Source organism: Paraoerskovia marina, from assembly GCF_900105445.1.
In the GTDB taxonomy this organism is placed as follows: Bacteria; Actinomycetota; Actinomycetes; order Actinomycetales; family Cellulomonadaceae; genus Paraoerskovia; species Paraoerskovia marina.
In genome coordinates, this window is sequence record NZ_LT629776.1 from 2,404,776 (window position 1) to 2,421,687 (window position 16,912).

Consider the following 16,912-nt stretch of genomic DNA (forward strand, 5'->3'; position numbering starts at 1 on the left):
GCGGATGGCAGAGTAGGAGCGTGAGCAGCCCCCCGGTCCCCGCACGAGCACCCCAGCCGGGTGACGGCTGGGTCCAGTGCTCGTGCGGCCGCCGGCACTGGGGTCTTCACGGGGCCGCCGGAATTCTCGTGGCCCGCCGCGACGCGACGGGCGTGCCCCGCGACGTCGTCCTCCAGCACCGCGCGCTCTGGAGCGACCAGGGTGGCACGTGGGGAATCCCCGGCGGCGCCGTCGGGCCGGACGAGACCGCGGTCGAGGGTGCGCTGCGCGAGGCCGGCGAAGAGGCAGGGCTGTCGCCCGCCGACCTCCGTGTCCTGTCGACGTCGGTCCTCGACCACGGCGACTGGTCCTACACGACGGTGCTGTGCGACGTCCGAGCCGGGGCGGCCCCCGAGCCGCGCGCGACCGACGCCGAGAGCATCGCGGTCCGGTGGGTGCCGCTCGACGCTGTCGACGCCTTCCCGCTGCACCCTGCATTCGCCGCCGCGTGGCCGTCGCTGCGCGCCGCTTTGGCCGACTAGCGCGCGGTCGCACCGACGTCCACCGGGTGAGAGCCGGGCACGGACCACCGTGCGCCGCCAGTAAACTCCGGCCCATGGAACTCCGTCTGACCGTCAATGATCTCGCGACTCTCGGCCGCCAGGCCAAGATCCTTCCCCCCATCGTCAAGAACGTCCGCGGCACCGCGCCGACGGTCGAGGCCGACGTCGCCATCGCCGAGATCCAGAACCCGCCCACCGCGATCCGGTTCGCGGCCAAGGTCGCGCCCGTCGTCGCGGTCTCCGCGACCCTCCGCGGGTTCGACGCGGGGATCGCGCGGATCGGCATCGCCGTCAGCGCCCGCCGCCTGCCCCTGGAGAAGCTGGTCGGGATGGCGATGCCGATCCTCGAGCGCAAGCTCAGTGCGCGGGGCCTGCCCGCCGGAACGGTCCGTCGCGGCGACTCCTCCGACGAGTTCCTCGTCGACCTCGCCTCGGTCGTCCGGACCAAGGGCGTCGAGCTCCACGACCTGCGCACCGAGGACGGTCGCTTCGTCGTCGACTTCAGCTAGCCGGTCGACCCCGGGTCAGGGGTGGCGCGGATGGAGCATGCGCGCCACCTCGGCGATCGACCCGCTCAACGACGGGTAGATCGTGAAGGAGTCCGCGACGTCGTCGACCGTCAGACGGTGCGAGACCGCCAGCGTGATCGGGAAGATCAGCTCGCTCGCCCGAGGCGCGACGATGACGCCGCCGAGGACGATGCCGGCGTCCGGGTGGGCGAAGAGCTTGACGAAGCCGTCGTGCATCTCCTGCATCTTGGCACGCGGGTTCCGGGCGAGCGGGAGGGTCGCCGTGACGTACTTCGCGCCGTCCTCCTGGAGCTGCTTCTCGCTGTACCCGACCGTCGCGATCTCCGGCGCCGTGAAGATGTTCGCGGCGACGTTGCGCGTCTTGATGGGGCTGACGGCGTCACCCAGGGCATGGGACATGGCGACGCGGCCCTGCATCGCGGCGACCGAGGCGAGCGGGAGGACCCCCGTGCAGTCTCCGGCCGCGTAGACCCCGCGGGCGGTGGTCCGCGAGACGCGGTCGACCCGGACGTGGCCGCTCTCGGTGAGCTCGACACCGGCCTCGGCGAGGCCGATCCCGTCGGTCGACGGGATCGAGCCGACCGCGAAGAGCACGTGAGAACCCTCGATCACGCGGCCGTCGGAGAGCGTGACCGCCACACCGTCAGCCGTCCGCTCGGCTGCCTCCGCGCGCATGCGGGACTCGACCCGCATCCCGCGCGAGCGGAAGACCCCCTCGATGAGCTCGGCCGCGTCGGCGTCCTCCCCGGGCAGGACGCGGTCACGGCTCGAGACCAGCGTCACGTCGGCACCGAGCGCGTGGTACGCCCCGGCGAACTCGGCGCCCGTGACGCCCGAGCCGACGACGATCAGGTGGTCGGGGATCTCCTCGAGGTTGTACAGCTGCGTCCAGGTGAGGATGCGCTCGCCGTCCGGGACCGCGGTCGGCAGCACCCGCGGCGTCGTGCCGAGCGCGAGCAGGACGACGTGAGCGTCCAGCCGCTCGGTCCCGTCCTCGCCGTCGACGACCACGGTGCTCGGCCCGTCGAGCCGACCCTCGCCGATCACGACCCGCACGCCCTCACGTTCGAGCCGGGACCGGATGTCGGCAGACTGCGCCGTCGCGAGGCTGCGGACCCGCGCGTTGACGACGGAGAGGTCGACGAAGTGCTCGCTCGCGACGTCGGCCGGCCGCGACTCGCCTCGCCGGACACCGAGCTCGGCGCCCTGCTCGGCGTTCGTCATCCACTCGGCCGTGGCGATCAGCGTCTTGGAGGGGACGACGTCGGTCAGCACCGCGGCACCACCCAGCCCGTTGCGCTCGACGACGGTCACGTCCGCTCCGAGACGGTGGGCGACGAGCGCCGCCTCGTATCCTCCGGGGCCACCGCCGAGGATGACGACGCGGCTCGACTTCTGGGGTGGGGTCTCGATACTCACGGCGCCTATTGTGTCAGCATCCGGACGGGCGGTCCGCGCAGGAGCGACTAGCCTCTAACCATGACCACATCGCACGCACACGACACCCTGGACGACCCCGCGGTGGACCCTTTTGACGTCGCACAGGAAGCAGCGCGTTACATCGCCGAGGCTTCCGGCGTCGACCGCCACGACGTGGCCCTCGTCCTCGGCTCCGGCTGGGGCGCGGCGGCCGACCTCGTCGGCGAGACCGTGGCAGAGATCCCGAGCCACGAGATCCCCGGGTTCAGCAAGCCCGCGGTCGCCGGGCACGGCGCGACCACCCGCTCGATCCGGATCGAGCGGGCGGACGGCCAGGTCCGGTACGCCCTCGTCCTCGGTTCGCGGACGCACCTGTACGAGGGTCGCGGCGTCCGACGGGTCGTGCACGGCGTACGGACCGCGGCGGCCACGGGCGTCGAGTCGATCGTGCTGACCAACGGCTGCGGCGGTCTCCATCCGTCGTGGAAGCCGGGGTCCCCGGTCCTCCTGCGGGACCACCTCAACCTGACGGCCACCTCGCCGCTCGAGGGCGCGACCTTCGTCGACCTGAGCGAGGTGTACAGCGCCCGCCTGCGCGAGATCGCCCGCTCCGTCGACCCGGAGCTGCCCGAGGGCGTCTACGCCCAGTTCCCCGGCCCCCACTACGAGACCCCGGCCGAGGTCCGCATGGCCGGTGTCCTCGGCGCCGACCTCGTCGGCATGTCGACGACGCTCGAGGCCATCGCCGCCCGGCACTGCGGCCTGGACGTGCTCGGGATCTCGCTCGTCACGAACCTCGCCGCGGGGATCAGTGCGACGCACCTCTCGCACGAGGAGGTCATCGAGGCAGGTCGCGAGGCCGGCCCCCGGATCAGCGCGCTGCTCGCAGCCATCGCGAAGCAGGTCTGACATGGAACCGACCACAGCCCTGCTCGAGCGGGTCCGTGCCTGGATCGCCGCCGACCCCGACCCGGACGACCGTGCCGAGCTCGAGGACCTGCTCGCGCGCGTCGAGTCCACGGACCCCCGCAACGACGAGGCACGCGCCGAGATCCTCGCCGACCTCGCCGACCGCTTCAGCGGCACCCTGCAGTTCGGCACCGCCGGACTGCGCGGGCGGATGGGCGCCGGACCTCTCCGGATGAACCGCGCCGTCGTGATCCGCGCCGCAGCCGGTCTCGGCGCCTACCTGGCCGGCGTCGTGGACCGACCGAAGGTCGTCGTCGGATACGACGCCCGCCACCGGTCCCAACAGCTCGCCCTCGACACCGCCGCCGTCCTCACGGCCGCCGGCGCACACGTCGACCTCTACCCGCGCGCGCTGCCGACCCCTCTCCTGGCCTTCGGCGTCCGCCATCTCGACGCCGACGCCGGAGTCATGGTCACGGCGAGCCACAACCCCCCGGCCGACAACGGGTACAAGGTGTATCTCGGCGGTCGGGCGGTCGGCGGTTCGGGCGAGGGCGCCCAGATCGTCCCGCCCTACGACGCCGAGATCGCCGCCCGGATCGCGGCGGCACCCGACGCCGTCGACGTGCCGCGCGCCGAGACCGGGTGGTCGCTGATCGACGACAAGGTCGTCCGCGCCTACCTCGACCGGGTCGGCACGCTCACCGCCGACGAGGACCGGCGCCTCAAGATCGTCACGACCGCGCTCCACGGCGTCGGCGGACCGCTGCTCGCCACCGCGCTGGCCGAGGCAGGGTTCACGGACGTCGTGCCCGTCCCCGAGCAGGAGAGCCCGGACCCCGACTTCTCGACGGTCGCGTTCCCGAACCCGGAGGAGCCCGGGGCGATCGACCTCGCGCTCGGTCTCGCCCAGGACACGAACGCCGACCTGGTGATCGCGAACGACCCCGACGCGGACCGCTGCGCGGTCGCGGTGCTCGACCCCCGAGCCGGAACGCACCGTGGGGCCGAGACGGCAGCGAGCAGCGGCTGGCGGATGCTCCACGGCGACGAGGTCGGGATGCTGCTCGGCAGCGAGATCGCCGCGCGGTTCGACGGGACTCCGGGTGCCACGCTCGCCAGCTCCGTGGTGTCGTCGCGCATCCTCGGTCCGATCGCCCGGGCGCACGGACTCACGCACACGACGACGCTCACGGGCTTCAAGTGGATCTCCCGCGCCGACGGTCTGGTGTTCGGCTACGAGGAGGCTCTCGGCTACTGCGTCGACCCCGAGTCGGTCCGGGACAAGGACGGCATCAGTGCCGCCGTCGTCATCGCCCAGCTCGCCGACCATCTTGCCCGCGAAGGACGGACGATCGTCGACGCGCTCGACGACCTGGCGCGTGCCCACGGGCTCCATGTCACCGACCAGGTCTCGGCCCGGTTCTCCGACCTCTCCCTCATTCCTGCCACCATGCAGCGGCTGCGCGACGAGCCTCCCGCCACGCTCGCCGGCTCCAGGGTCACGGAGATCGTCGATCTCTCGGCCGGGCACGGCGACCTGCCGCCCACGGACGGGATCGTCCTGCACTGCGAGGACGGGACACGGGTGATCGTGCGGCCGTCGGGGACCGAGCCGAAGGTCAAGTGCTATCTCGAGGTCGTCCGTCCCGTCGCGGCGGAGGCCGACCACGAGGTCATGTCCGCCGCCCGCCGCGAGGCGCGCGACCAGCTCGACCAGGTCGGCGCAGACATCCGGGCGAGCCTGGGACTCTAGGGAAACGAACGAGCGGGGCCGGGAACCTCACGGTTCCCGGCCCCGCTCGTTCGTCGACGGTCAGTAGCCGCCGGTCTCCTCGCTCACCGGTGCCGAGCCCGGCTCCTCGTCGAACCCGGCGAGCACCTTCGCCGTCCCGGAGAGCCCGAGCCGCGTGGCGCCGTGCTCGATCATCGCGAGCGCGTCGGCGAGCGTCCGGACCCCGCCCGACGCCTTCACGCCGAGCCGGCCACCGACGGTCTCTGCCATCAGCGAGACGGCGTGGGTCGACGCACCGCCGGAGGGGTGGAAGCCCGTCGACGTCTTCACGAAGTCGGCCCCGGCAGCCTCCGCCGCACGGCAGGCGGCGACGATCTCGCCGTCGGTCAGCGCGGCCGACTCGATGATGACCTTGAGGATCCGGCCGCCGGTCACCGCGGCTCGCACCGCGGCGATGTCGGACCGCACGGCGTCGAACTCTCCGGCCTTCGCGGCGCCGACGTCGATCACCATGTCGACCTCGTCCGCCCCGTGCTTGACGGAGAGCTCTGCCTCGGCCGCCTTGATCGAGCTGTGGTGCTTGCCCGACGGGAAACCGCAGACGGTCGCGACGGCGAGCCCGCGCTCCCGCGTGGTGGCGGGGTCGAACGGCAGCATCGTCGGCGAGACGCACACGGAGAAGACGCCGAGCTCGACCCCCTCCTCCACGAGGGCGGCCGCGTCGGCGTGGGTGGCCTGCGGGGTCAGGAGGGTGTGGTCGACGAACCTCGCCAGCGACGCCCGGCCCAGAGGGGTGGTGGTCACAGCTGTGCTCCTTCGATCTTCTGGAAACCGGGCAGGACGACGTCGTCGACGAGTGCCCGTCGCTCGTCGTGGTGGATGAACGCGCTCCACGCGGCGGTCAGCGTGACGTCCGCGAGGTCGTCGATGGTCCACCCGCACTCCTGCACGAGCAGCGTCATCTCCTGCGTCATCGAGGTCCGCGACATCAGGCGGTTGTCGGTACTGAGCGCCACCGCGAAGTCGAGCTCCTTGAGCCGGTTGATCGGGTGTTCCGCGATCGAGGTCGCGGCACCGGTCTGGACGTTCGAGGAGGGGCAGACCTCGAGCGTGATCTGGTGGTCACGGACCCAGTTCGCGAGCGGGCCGAGGGTCGCGGTCCGGGTGCTCTCGTCGAACACGACGTCCTCGAGGATCCGGACGCCGTGCCCGATGCGGGTCGCCTGGCCGAGGTGCACGGCCTCCGCCACGGAGTCGACGCCGTCGGCCTCCCCCGCGTGGATCGTGACGGGGAAGTTCTGGTCGGCGAGGTAGCGCCAGGTCTCGGGGAAGCGCGAGGGAGGGAATCCGAGCTCGGCGCCGGCGATGTCGAAGCCGACCACGCCGTTCTCCCGGTTGGCGACGGCGAGCTCCGCGATCTCCGTCCAGCGGTCTGCGTGGCGCATCGCCGTGACGAGCTGGCCGACCTGGATGCCCCGGCCCGTCTCGGCGGCGACGGAGACGCCCTCCTCGATGCCCACCTGGACGGCGTCGACGGTCTCCTGCAGGCTCAGACCGCGCTGCAGGTGCTGCTCGGGCGCCCAGCGCAGCTCGGCGTACACGACCCCGTCCGTCGCGAGGTCGACGACAGCCTCGCGGGCGACGCGACGCAGCGCGTCGGCGGTCTGCATGACCGCGATGGTGTGGTCGAACGTCTCGAGGTAGCGCGGGAGGGATCCCGAGTCGGCGGAGTCGGCGAACCACGTCGCCAGGGCCTCGGCGCCGTCCGCGGGCAGGTCGTGCCCGACGTCGGCGGCGAGCTCGATGACGGTCTGGGGCCGGAGCCCGCCGTCGAGGTGGTCGTGGAGCACGACCTTGGGCAAGGCTGCGATCTGCGCCTCAAGCTCGGTTGGTGTCATGGCCACCACGCTACCCGCCGCAGGGGCACGTGCGCGTCCTGTCGTGGGTGTTCTGCGCCATCTCCGGCACGAGCATCCACGCGATCCGCCACCATCCTCCCCAGGCCCGCCGCCGCGCGGCGAGAGCCTCTCGCCCCGCCCCGAGCACGTGCTCCTCGCGAACCGAGGTCATCGCCCCGGACGAGGGTTCGTACAGGTGCCAGGTCGCGCGGCCGACCGGCCCCGTGACGTCGACGAGCAGGACGACGTGCCGCGGCACCGCGCGAGCCGCGCCCCCGCGCGTGTCCCCACCCACGTAGAGGGGCACGGGAACTCCCACGCGGGCCCAGTCAGCGAGTGCGAGCAGTGCCCGGCGACCGCGCGGGGTGTCGTCCGCGACGACCTGGTGCCGGTAGCGCACGGGCCCGTACCGCGCCTCGCGCGCCAGCCCCCACGGCGGGATCCCGAGCGCCCGCGGCCAGGCCGGCAGGCCGCCGGCCCGTGGCCAGGGTGCGCCCACGCCGAGCGACGTCGCCCGTCGTCGCAGGTCGTGCTGACGGCCGGCTGCCGTCGAGAGATTGCCACCCGCGACCGCGAGGACGGCGAGGACCGCCGCGCCGCAGGTCGTCGCGTCGACCTGTCGTACCGGGTCGACGGGCCGTCGATGTTCGGGCAGGTCGCTGCATGACGACGGGGGCAAAGGTACCGGCCGTCGCCCGCCGCCGCACCGGACGAGCACGTCCGAGAGGGACAGGGGCACGTCACGCGGTCATGTCGATCAACGACACGACCGTCACGGCTACACCGAGAACCGCGAGCGCCATCACGAGCCCGGCGAGCCGGACCAGAAAGGACCAGGACCGGAGCCGGCCGTGGCTCGGCATCCCGCCGTCGGGGCTCCGGAAGATCGCCGGGACCAGCACCATGACGCCGACCAGGGCGGCGAGGACGGTGAGGACCGGCTGGTCGAGCCGGACCGCGGTCGCGGACAGGACCATCGCCCCGACGGCCAGCGCAAGGATGGTGCGCTGCCACGAGAGTGCCGTGCGCTCGGGCTGCAGACCCGGGTCCCACGGCTCTCCGGGGAACCGTGGGTCGCGACGTCGCCGAGGCAACGGCATCTTCACTGCAGGGCTGCCATCACCGCGTACACGGCGAGTCCGATGCCCAGACCGACGACGCCGGTCACGAGGACCGGCAGGACGGTCGGCTGGGGCAACGGTTGCCCGAGACGGAGCGCGCGCTCGTTGCGCCGCCAGGCGACCAGCGACCAGAACGCGACGGCGCCACCGGCCAGGCACGCGATCCCGGCGACGACGTCCAGCACGCTCGACAGGTCCGCGAAGGTCGCGAACGAGGTCAGCGCGATGCCGCCCGCGACGAGGCTCAGGCCCGTGCGGACCCAGGCGAGCGCGGTGCGTTCGTTGGCGAGACTGAACCGTGCGTCGGGGTCGGTGCCCACCCCGTAGACGGAGGTCGGCTTCCGGTCCTCGGGATCGCTCATCCCTCGCTCCGGACCTCGTCGATGACGACGGGCCCGCGGCCCGGTGCACCGTCGCCGACGCCCCATGCCCCCGCGAGCGACTCGTGCGCGCGGGCGAACCGCTCCGGAGTGTCGGTGTGCAGCGTCATCAGGGGGTCACCGGCACGGACGGTGTCGCCCGGCTTCGCGTGCAGCTCGACCCCGGCCCCGGCCTGGACCGGGTCCTCACGGCGAGCACGCCCGGCGCCGAGGCGCCAGGCCGCCACCCCGACGCCGTAGGCGTCCAGGTGCGAGACGACGCCGTCGCGGTCGGCGCGGACGACGTCCTGGTGCCGGGCGACGGGAAGCGGGGCGTCGGGGTCGCCGTCCTGCGCCCGGACCATCGCCTTCCACGCGTCCATGGCACGCCCGTCGGCGAGCGCCGCCCGCACGTCGTCCTCGGACTGCGGCCGACCCGCGCCCGCGAGCATCTCGACGGCCAGAGCCACGGTCAGGTCGACCACGTCGGACGGCCCGCCGCCGGCCAGGACCTCGACCGACTCCCTGACCTCCAGGGCGTTGCCGGCCGTCAGCCCGAGCGGTGTCGACATGTCGGTCAGCAGCGCCACGGTCCGCACGCCCGCGTCGGTGCCGAGGTCCACCATCGTCCGTGCCAGCTGACGCGCGTTCTCCAGGTCCTTCATGAACGCGCCGGATCCGACCTTCACGTCGAGGACGAGTGCCTCCGTGCCCTCGGCGATCTTCTTGCTCATGATCGAGCTGGCGATGAGCGGGATGGCCTCGACCGTGCCCGTCACGTCCCGGAGCGCGTAGAGCTTGCGGTCCGCGGGGGCGAGCCCGGACCCGGCCTGGCAGATCACGGCACCGACGCCGTCGAGCTGCGCGAGCATCTCCTCGTTCGACAGCGCCGCCCGCCACCCGGGGATCGACTCGAGCTTGTCGAGGGTGCCGCCCGTGTGCCCGAGGCCACGCCCGCTGAGCTGCGGGACCGCGACGTCGAAGACGGCGACCAGCGGCGCGAGGGGCAACGTGATCTTGTCGCCGACGCCGCCCGTGGAGTGCTTGTCCGCCGTCGGGCGCGCGAGGCTCGAGAAGTCCATCCGCTCGCCGGAGGCGATCATCGCGCCCGTCCACCGGGAGATCTCGTCGCGGTTCATCCCGTTGATCAGGATCGCCATGGCCAGGGCCGACATCTGCTCCTCGGCGACGATCCCGCGGGTGTAGGCGTCGATCACCCAGTCGATCTGCCCGGGGCTCAGCTCTCCCCCGTCACGCTTGGTACGGATGACGTCGACGGCGTCGTGGCTCTCGGTGCTCATGTTCGCTCCAGGTCCTCGGCCCCGAAGGCGTCCGGCAGGATCTCTGCCATGCCTCGCAGCCCGCGGGGGGTTTCTACGGTCAGTTCGGCGCCACCGTGCTCCCAGAGGAGCTGGCGGCAGCGCCCGCACGGCATGGTGACGGATCCGTCGCCGCCGACGCACGTGAACGCGACGAGACGCCCGCCGCCGCCGACCACGAGGTCGCCGACGAGCGCACACTCCGCGCACAGCGTCACGCCGTACGAGGCGTTCTCGACGTTGCAGCCGACGACCGTCCTGCCGTCGTCGACCAGCGCCGCCGCCCCGACCCGGAATCCCGAGTACGGGGCGTAGGCGCGGTCCATCACGTCACGCGCGGCGGCGCGCAGGGCGTCCCAGTCGGGCTCCGTGCTCGTCGCGCTCACGGCCTCACCCCTTGATGTACGGCTCGCCGGCGGCCGCCGGGCCGCGGACGCGGCCCACCAGCCCTGCCACGGCGAAGATCGTCACGATGTACGGCAGCATCAGCATGAACTGGTTCGGGATCGGCGTCTCGAGGACGCCGAGCACCTGCTGGAGCTTGTCGGCGAAGCCGAACAGGAGAGCGGCCAGCAGCGCGCCGACCGGGTTCCAGCGCCCCAGGATCAGGGCCGCCAGGGCGATGTACCCCTTGCCGGCGGTCATCTCCTCGCCGAAGGCCCCCACGGAGCCGACCGTGAAGAACGCCCCGCCGAGGCCGGCGACCATCGACCCGAGGAGCACGTTGTGCCACCGGGTCTTCTCGACGTCGATGCCCACGGTGTCCGCGGCCTTCGGGTACTCGCCGACCGCACGCATGCGCAGCCCCCACCGCGTCCGGAAGAGACCGATCGTCAGGAGGATCACCGCGACGTAGAGGATGTACACGAGGATCGACTGACGGAAGAGCACCGGCCCGATGATCGGGATGTCCGAGAGGATCGGGATGTCGATGACGCCCAGACGCGGCGGCGAGTTGAGCGTGCTCGCGTTGTCCTTGAGCAGCGACCCGAAGAAGAACGTCGTCAGACCGACCGCGAAGACGTTCAGCACGACACCGACGATGATCTGGTTCACGTGGTACTTGACCGTGAACAGCGCGAGCATCGACCCGATGATCAGCCCGAAGAACGGCGCCGCGACCAGGCCCACGTAGGCGTTGTCGGCGATCGACGCGAAGACGGCGGCGCCGAAAGCGCCGGTCAGGAGCTGCCCCTCGATCGCGATGTTCACGACTCCGGCGCGTTCGTTCAGCAGACCGCCCAGTGCGCCGAAGGCCAACGGGACGGCGAGGAGCAGAGAGCCCTGCAGAAGGCTCACGATCGACGTCGACTTGTCGGCTACCGCCCACGTGAGGAACGTCAGCACCCACAGCACACCGAAGACGGCGAGCAACCAGGTCGGCGTCTTGCGGCCCGCGCGTACCAGGATGAACGAGTACACCGCGAGCGCGAGGATGACGATCGACAGCGCGATCCCGGTCGCGCGGGTCGGGAGCTCCAGCGCGGGGATCTGGATGGCGTCCGCGCCGGTGGAGATGCGGAACGTCGTGACGGCGCCCGCCGGGCCGAGCAGTCCGAAGAGGACGAGGGCGACGACGCCCAGCACCCCGAGGACGATCGGCACCCGCAGCGACGGCTCGGTCTTGACGGCCGCGGAGTTCTGGACATCCATGGTGGTGGTCATGCCGCCACTCCCTTCGAGAGACCGCGCGGTGCAGGCAGGTGGAAGATCGCCCGGACGAGCGGCGGTGCCGCGATGAACAGCACGACGAGCGACTGGATCACGAGCACGATGTCGATCGGTGTCCCCGTCGAGACCTCCATGACGCGCCCGCCGACGTTCAGCCCGCCGTAGAGCAGGCCGGCGAAGAAGATTCCCATCGGCTTGGACCGACCGAGCAGAGCGACGGTGATGGCGTCGAACCCGAGCGAGCCCGCGATGCCGTCGGTCAGGAACTTCTCCGTCCCGAGCACCTGCGTCGCACCGGCGAGGCCGGCGAGGGCACCCGAGACCACCATGACGAGGATGAACGTGGTCGTCACGTTCATGCCGGCGGTCCGCGCGGCGTGCGCGTTCGAGCCGACGGCCCGGAACTGGAAGCCGATCGTCGACCGAGTCATGAGCCACCAGACGAACACCGCGGCGGCGATCGCGAGCAGGAAGCCGGCATTGAGCCGGAAGCCGTCGCCCAGGAGGAGCGGAAGCTGGGCGCTCGACGCCACGCTCGGCGACTTGGGCTGGTTGCCCGTCGCGAACGCGCTCGTGGTCAGCAGGTACTGCAGGAGGTACAGCGCGATGTAGTTGAGCATGATCGTCACGATCACCTCGTGCGCACCCGTACGCGCCTTGAGGAACCCGGCGATCCCGGCCCAGATCCCACCGGCGATGATGCCGCCGAGCAGGCAGAACAGGAGGTGGATGCCGGCCGGCAGGTTCCAGGTGAAGCCCAGGAACCCGGCGAGGGTCGCACCCATGATCACCTGGCCCTGGGCACCGATGTTGAACAGGCCCGCGCGGAACGCCACGGCGACACCGAGGGCCGCGATGATCAGCGGCGTCGCGAGCGTCATCGTCTCCGTGATCGGGCGGAAGAAGCCCGCGGCGTCGGTCGCCTGGTAGTTCACGACCGCGCCGCGGAACATCGCGGAGTACGCGTCCGAGACGGCCGACCATGCCGCACCGAAGAAGTCCGAGGGCCGGGCGAAGATGTAGCCCGCCGCCTCCTGGACGTCCGGGTCCACGAGCAGGATCAGGATCGCCCCGACCACGAGCGCGAGGACGAACGCGAGCACCGTCACCCCGAAGCCGCCGGTCGCGACCTCGCGCAGCACCTGCGACGCCCGGCTGCCCGTCCCGGCGGTGTGCTCCGGAAGGTTCTTGTCCGGCACCGGCGCCTGGGACTCAGGGGGCGGTGCTGTCGTCTCGCTCACTGGTCGTCTCCCTCGTGCTGCGTGGCCCGTTCACGGGCGGTTTCCAACGGGACGCCGGCCATCATGAGGCCGAGGACCTCCCGAGGCGTGTCCGCGTCGACGATTCCGACGATCGTCCCCTCGTACATCACGGCGATCCGGTCGGCCAGCTCGGCGACCTCGTCGAGCTCCGTGGAGATGATCATCACGGGGGTGCCGGCGTCGCGTTCCGCGACGATCCGCTTGTGCAGGAACTCGATCGAGCCGACGTCCACGCCGCGCGTCGGCTGGCTCGCGACGAACAGCTTCAGCGAGCGCGACAGCTCGCGCGCCATGACGACCTTCTGCTGGTTGCCGCCCGAGAGCCGTCCGACCTCCTCGGCCGGTCCCTGCGTGCGGATGTCGAACTCGTCGATCCGCTCATCCGCGTTGCTGCGGATCGCGGCCAGGTTCATCGCGACGCCCTTGGAGTACGGCGACCGTGAGACGAGGTCGAGGACGAGGTTCTCGGCGACGGTGAAGTCGAGGACCAGTCCGTCGACGGTCCGGTCCTCGGGGACGAACCCGACGCCCGCGGTCAGCACCTGGTCGGGCCGCAGACCGCGCAGCTCGCGACCGTCGAGGGTGATGGACCCGCCGGCTGACTCCTGCACACCGAGGATCGCCTCGGTCAGCTCGGTCTGCCCGTTGCCCTGGACTCCGGCGACCGCGAGGATCTCGCCCTGGGCGATCGAGAACGAGACGCCGTCGACCACGCGGTTGCCGACCCCGTCGATCACCGTCAGGTCGGAGACGTGGAACGTCTCCTCGCCGCGCTGCGGCGGTGCCTTGTCGACCCCGAGCGACACGGCGCGGCCGACCATCATGTCGGCGAGCTCGCCCACGGGCGCGGTCGGCTCCGCCGTCCCGACGACGGCGCCGCGACGGATCACGGTGATCCGGTCGGCGACCTCCTGCACCTCGCGCAGCTTGTGCGTGATGAAGACGATCGAGGTACCGGACGCCGCCAGCTGACGCATGATCTCCATGAGATCGTCCGTCTCCTGCGGGGTCAGCACCGCGGTCGGCTCGTCGAGGATGAGCACCTTGGCGTCGCGGGCGAGCGCCTTGACGATCTCGACGCGCTGCTGGACGCCCACGGGGAGGTTCTCGACGACGGCGTCGGGGTCGAGCCCGAACCCGAAGCGCTTGGAGAGCGCGACGACGTGCTCGCGGGCGGCGTCGAGGTCGAGCAGCCCGGCCCCGCGGGTCTCCTCGTGGCCGAGCATGACGTTCTCGGCGACCGTGAAGACGGGCACGAGCATGAAGTGCTGGTGGACCATGCCGATGCCGGCACGGAGCGCGTCGCCCGGACCGTCGAACTCACGGACCTCGTCGTCCAGGAGGATCGTGCCCTCGTCCGCCGTGTAGAGGCCGAACAGGACGTTCATCAGCGTGCTCTTGCCGGCTCCGTTCTCACCGAGCAGGGCGTGGATCTCGCCCTCCTCGACGACGAGATCGATGTGGTCGTTCGCGACCAGCGGGCCAAACCTCTTGGTGATGCCACGCAGTTCGAGCTTCACGGAGCCCTCCTTCCGGGCGTCGCGGCTTTGCGACCTGAATCAAAGACTAGTGGGACACGGGCGAGCCGACCCGGTGGCCCGGGCCGGCTCGCTCGTGATCGTGCGGCGCTGTGTCAGGGAGCGCTGGGCGACTCGACGACGATGCTGCCGTCGATGATCTCCTGCTTGATCGCGTCGACCTGGTCCTTGAGCTCCTGCGGGACGGTCTCCTCGAAGTCGTGGAACGGCGCGAGGCCGACGCCCTCGTTCTCCAGCGTTCCGACGTAGGCCTCGTTCGAGAACTCGTCGTTCACACCGGTCGTGATGACGTCCTGGACACCGGCGTCGATGCCCTTCATGACCGAGGTCAGGATGATGTCGGAGTAGTCCGGGTTGGTCTCGACGCCGTCGGAGTCGACCCAGATGACCGAGACACCGTCGGCGTCACGAGCAGCGGCGAGCGTACCGAGGCCGACCGGCCCGGCGACGGGCAGGACGACGTCCGCACCCTGCTCGATGAAGGTCTGCGTGAGCTGCTGGCCCTGCGCCTGGTCCTCGAAGTTGCCGACGAAGGAGCCGTTCTGGGCCTCCTTGTCCCAGCCGAGCGTCTTGACGTCGGTGCCGTTGTCCTCGTTGTACTTGGCGACGCCGTCGACGAACCCGTCCATGAAGATGGTGACGGTCGGGATCTGCAGCCCGCCGTAGGTGGCGACGGTCCCGGTCTCGCTCATCCCGGCGGCGACGTAGCCGGCGAGGTAGGAGGCCTGGGCGGTGTCGAAGCTGAGCGGCTTCACGTTGTCGAGCTCGATCGGGTTGCCGTCGGCGTCCTGAGCGGTCGAGTCGACGATCGCGAACTCGGTGTCGGGGTTGTCCGTGGCGGCGTCACCGGTGGCGGTCGCGAGGAGGAACCCGACGGTCACGATCATGTCGCAGCCCTCGGAGACGAGGTTCGTGATGTTCGGCGCGTAGTCCGCGTTCGCCTGCGACTCGGCGGTCTGCGTCTCGATGCCGAGCTCGTCCGACGCGGCGTCCAGGCCCCGCTTGCCCGACTCGTTGAACGACTTGTCGTCGAAGCCGCCGGCGTCCGAGACCATGCAGGCCTTGAAGTCCGAGTTGTCGGCGCCGTCGGCGCTGCTGCTGTCGTCCTCAGGGGCTGCGCCGCAGGCGGCGAGGGCGAGGGCGGAGAGGGTGGCCACGGCAGTGACCTTCGCTGCTCTCTTCACGGGTGAACTCCTTGCGTGGGGTGAATGGACGTCGGCTGCTGGGGTTCGCCCTCTTCCGGGAAACATCCCCGGGTCACACCGGTCCGTTGTCTAAACACTGTATCCACCCGCACACGCTCTGCACGTTACTTCCAGGTAACGCCAGAGTTTGTTACACAAGCGTCACCGGTCGTCTCGTGCCGGACGGCGACGTGTCCACGAAGTGGGACTACTCACCCGCCGCGATGCGCGCCAGGAGCGCGACACCGACGTCGATCGCCTGCTCGTCCACCCGAAGGTCACCCTGGTGGATGTCGTAGGAACGACCGCCGGGGGCACGGGTGCCGAGGCGCGCGAGCGCTCCCGGCACCTGCGTCAGGTACCAGGCGAAGTCTTCCCCGCCGAGCGACTGTTCCGTCAGGATCACGGACCGCGGGCCGAGCACCGCACGGGCGGCGGACTCGACCCGACCCGTCGCGGCCTCGTCGTTCTCCACCGGCGGAACGCCTCGCGTGTGATGCACCTCGGCAGTGACGTTGTACGGCGCGACGACCTGGCCGACGGCGGACTCGAGCACGCTGGCCGCGTGCTCCCAGGCCCGCCCGTCGAGGCATCGCAGCGTGCCACGCGCCACTCCCGTCGTCGGGATCGCGTTGTGGGCGTCGCCGGCGTGCACGGCGCCCCAGGTCAGGTTGGTGCCGGACCGCGGGTCGAGCCGGCGGCCGAGCACGGCCGGGACCTGCGTGACGACCTGGGCGAGCGCGAAGACGACGTCACCGGTCAGATGGGGCCGGGACGTGTGCCCCCCGGTCGACCCGAGCGTGACGGAGATCTGGTCGGCCGCCGCCGTGATGGGTCCGATCCGGGTACCGACGGTGCCGACGTCCACCTTGGGGTCGCAGTGCAGTGCGTAGATCTCGTCGACCCCGTCAAGCGCACCCGCGGCGATGACGTCCGGCGCGCCACCGGTCATGATCTCCTCGGCGGGCTGGAAGATGCAGCGCACGCCGCGTGCGAGCTGTCCCTCGGCGTCGAGCTCGGCGAGTACCAGCGCCGCCCCGAGCACGACGGTCGCGTGGACGTCGTGGCCGCACGCGTGCGCGACGCCGTCGACGGTCGAGGCGAACTCCTGCTCGCACGTGTCCGTGAGCGGGAGCGCGTCGATGTCGGCGCGGAGCGCGATCCTGCCCTGCCCGGGCGCCACCTCGCCGACGTCGACCACCAGCCCGGTCCCGGGCAGCAGCCGGGGCTCGAGGCCGGCCAGCCGCAGCCGCTCGGCCAGGACGCGCGTCGTGCGAACCTCGGTGAACGCCACCTCCGGGTGCGCGTGCAGGTCTCGCCGCACCGCGACCAGCTCGTCGTGGAGCGTGGCTACCAGGGTGCGGATCCGGTCGGTCACGACGTTATGAGGGCTCACCCCGCCAGGGTAGACGCCGGTCTGCCGAC

At 71.4% G+C, this 16,912-nt stretch carries 17 protein-coding genes; 4 read left to right on the forward strand and 13 right to left on the reverse strand.

Annotated elements, in window-relative coordinates; all coding sequences use genetic code 11:
• The first annotated feature begins 20 nt into the window (after window positions 1-20).
• A complete protein-coding gene (locus BLU20_RS10920; protein ID WP_083372528.1) occupies window positions 21-521 on the forward strand; it encodes an NUDIX hydrolase in 501 nt (166 codons plus the stop codon).
• A gap of 74 nt (window positions 522-595) precedes the next feature.
• Entirely contained in the window at window positions 596-1,051 is a 456-nt protein-coding gene (locus BLU20_RS10925) for a hypothetical protein (protein ID WP_029252404.1), read from the forward strand.
• A gap of 15 nt (window positions 1,052-1,066) precedes the next feature.
• On the opposite strand, the gene BLU20_RS10930 is transcribed toward BLU20_RS10925, so the two are convergent.
• Window positions 1,067-2,491: an NAD(P)H-quinone dehydrogenase gene (locus BLU20_RS10930; protein WP_157270438.1), complete on the reverse strand. Its 1,425-nt coding sequence runs from the start codon at window positions 2,489-2,491 to the stop codon at window positions 1,067-1,069.
• A 60-nt stretch (window positions 2,492-2,551) separates the two neighbouring features.
• Here BLU20_RS10930 and BLU20_RS10935 point away from each other — a divergent pair, with 60 nt between their 5' ends.
• Window positions 2,552-3,400, forward strand: coding sequence for a purine-nucleoside phosphorylase (locus BLU20_RS10935; protein WP_083372530.1), 849 nt, complete (start codon window positions 2,552-2,554; stop codon window positions 3,398-3,400).
• A 1-nt stretch (window position 3,401) separates the two neighbouring features.
• On the forward strand, window positions 3,402-5,156 hold the full coding sequence (locus BLU20_RS10940) for a phospho-sugar mutase (RefSeq protein ID WP_083372531.1): 1,755 nt from the start codon (window positions 3,402-3,404) through the stop codon (window positions 5,154-5,156).
• A gap of 60 nt (window positions 5,157-5,216) precedes the next feature.
• On the opposite strand, the gene deoC is transcribed toward BLU20_RS10940, so the two are convergent.
• From deoC to BLU20_RS11000, 12 genes are all read right to left on the reverse strand, one after another.
• Entirely contained in the window at window positions 5,217-5,939 is a 723-nt protein-coding gene (gene deoC, locus BLU20_RS10945) for a deoxyribose-phosphate aldolase (RefSeq protein ID WP_083372532.1), read from the reverse strand.
• Window positions 5,936-7,033, reverse strand: coding sequence for an adenosine deaminase (locus tag BLU20_RS10950; protein WP_083373039.1), 1,098 nt, complete (start codon window positions 7,031-7,033; stop codon window positions 5,936-5,938). Before BLU20_RS10950 ends, deoC begins: the two co-directional genes overlap by 4 nt.
• Window positions 7,034-7,043: 10 nt before the next feature.
• A complete protein-coding gene (locus BLU20_RS10955) occupies window positions 7,044-7,772 on the reverse strand; it encodes a hypothetical protein (protein WP_083372533.1) in 729 nt (242 codons plus the stop codon).
• 1 nt (window position 7,773) lies between these two features.
• A complete protein-coding gene (locus BLU20_RS10960) occupies window positions 7,774-8,133 on the reverse strand; it encodes a DUF202 domain-containing protein (protein ID WP_083373040.1) in 360 nt (119 codons plus the stop codon).
• A gap of 2 nt (window positions 8,134-8,135) precedes the next feature.
• Window positions 8,136-8,516 (reverse strand): YidH family protein, encoded by a 381-nt coding sequence (locus BLU20_RS10965; protein WP_083372534.1) that lies wholly within the window; start codon window positions 8,514-8,516, stop codon window positions 8,136-8,138.
• Entirely contained in the window at window positions 8,513-9,814 is a 1,302-nt protein-coding gene (locus BLU20_RS10970; RefSeq protein WP_083372535.1) for a thymidine phosphorylase, read from the reverse strand. Before BLU20_RS10970 ends, BLU20_RS10965 begins: the two co-directional genes overlap by 4 nt.
• Window positions 9,811-10,218 (reverse strand): cytidine deaminase, encoded by a 408-nt coding sequence (locus BLU20_RS10975; protein ID WP_029252394.1) that lies wholly within the window; start codon window positions 10,216-10,218, stop codon window positions 9,811-9,813. Before BLU20_RS10975 ends, BLU20_RS10970 begins: the two co-directional genes overlap by 4 nt.
• Before the next feature lie 4 nt (window positions 10,219-10,222).
• Window positions 10,223-11,497: an ABC transporter permease gene (locus BLU20_RS10980; protein WP_029252393.1), complete on the reverse strand. Its 1,275-nt coding sequence runs from the start codon at window positions 11,495-11,497 to the stop codon at window positions 10,223-10,225.
• On the reverse strand, window positions 11,494-12,744 hold the full coding sequence (locus BLU20_RS10985; protein WP_029252392.1) for an ABC transporter permease: 1,251 nt from the start codon (window positions 12,742-12,744) through the stop codon (window positions 11,494-11,496). The genes BLU20_RS10980 and BLU20_RS10985 overlap by 4 nt, the downstream gene beginning before the upstream one ends.
• The gene (locus tag BLU20_RS10990; protein WP_043109237.1) at window positions 12,741-14,285 is read right to left on the reverse strand and encodes an ABC transporter ATP-binding protein; all 1,545 of its coding nucleotides are present in this window, start codon (window positions 14,283-14,285) and stop codon (window positions 12,741-12,743) included. The genes BLU20_RS10985 and BLU20_RS10990 overlap by 4 nt, the downstream gene beginning before the upstream one ends.
• Window positions 14,286-14,398: 113 nt before the next feature.
• Entirely contained in the window at window positions 14,399-15,487 is a 1,089-nt protein-coding gene (locus BLU20_RS10995; RefSeq protein ID WP_029252390.1) for a BMP family lipoprotein, read from the reverse strand.
• 208 nt (window positions 15,488-15,695) lie between these two features.
• Complete coding sequence (locus BLU20_RS11000) at window positions 15,696-16,883, reverse strand: amidohydrolase (RefSeq protein WP_083372536.1); 1,188 nt, start codon at window positions 16,881-16,883, stop codon at window positions 15,696-15,698.
• Window positions 16,884-16,912: the final 29 nt, after the last annotated feature.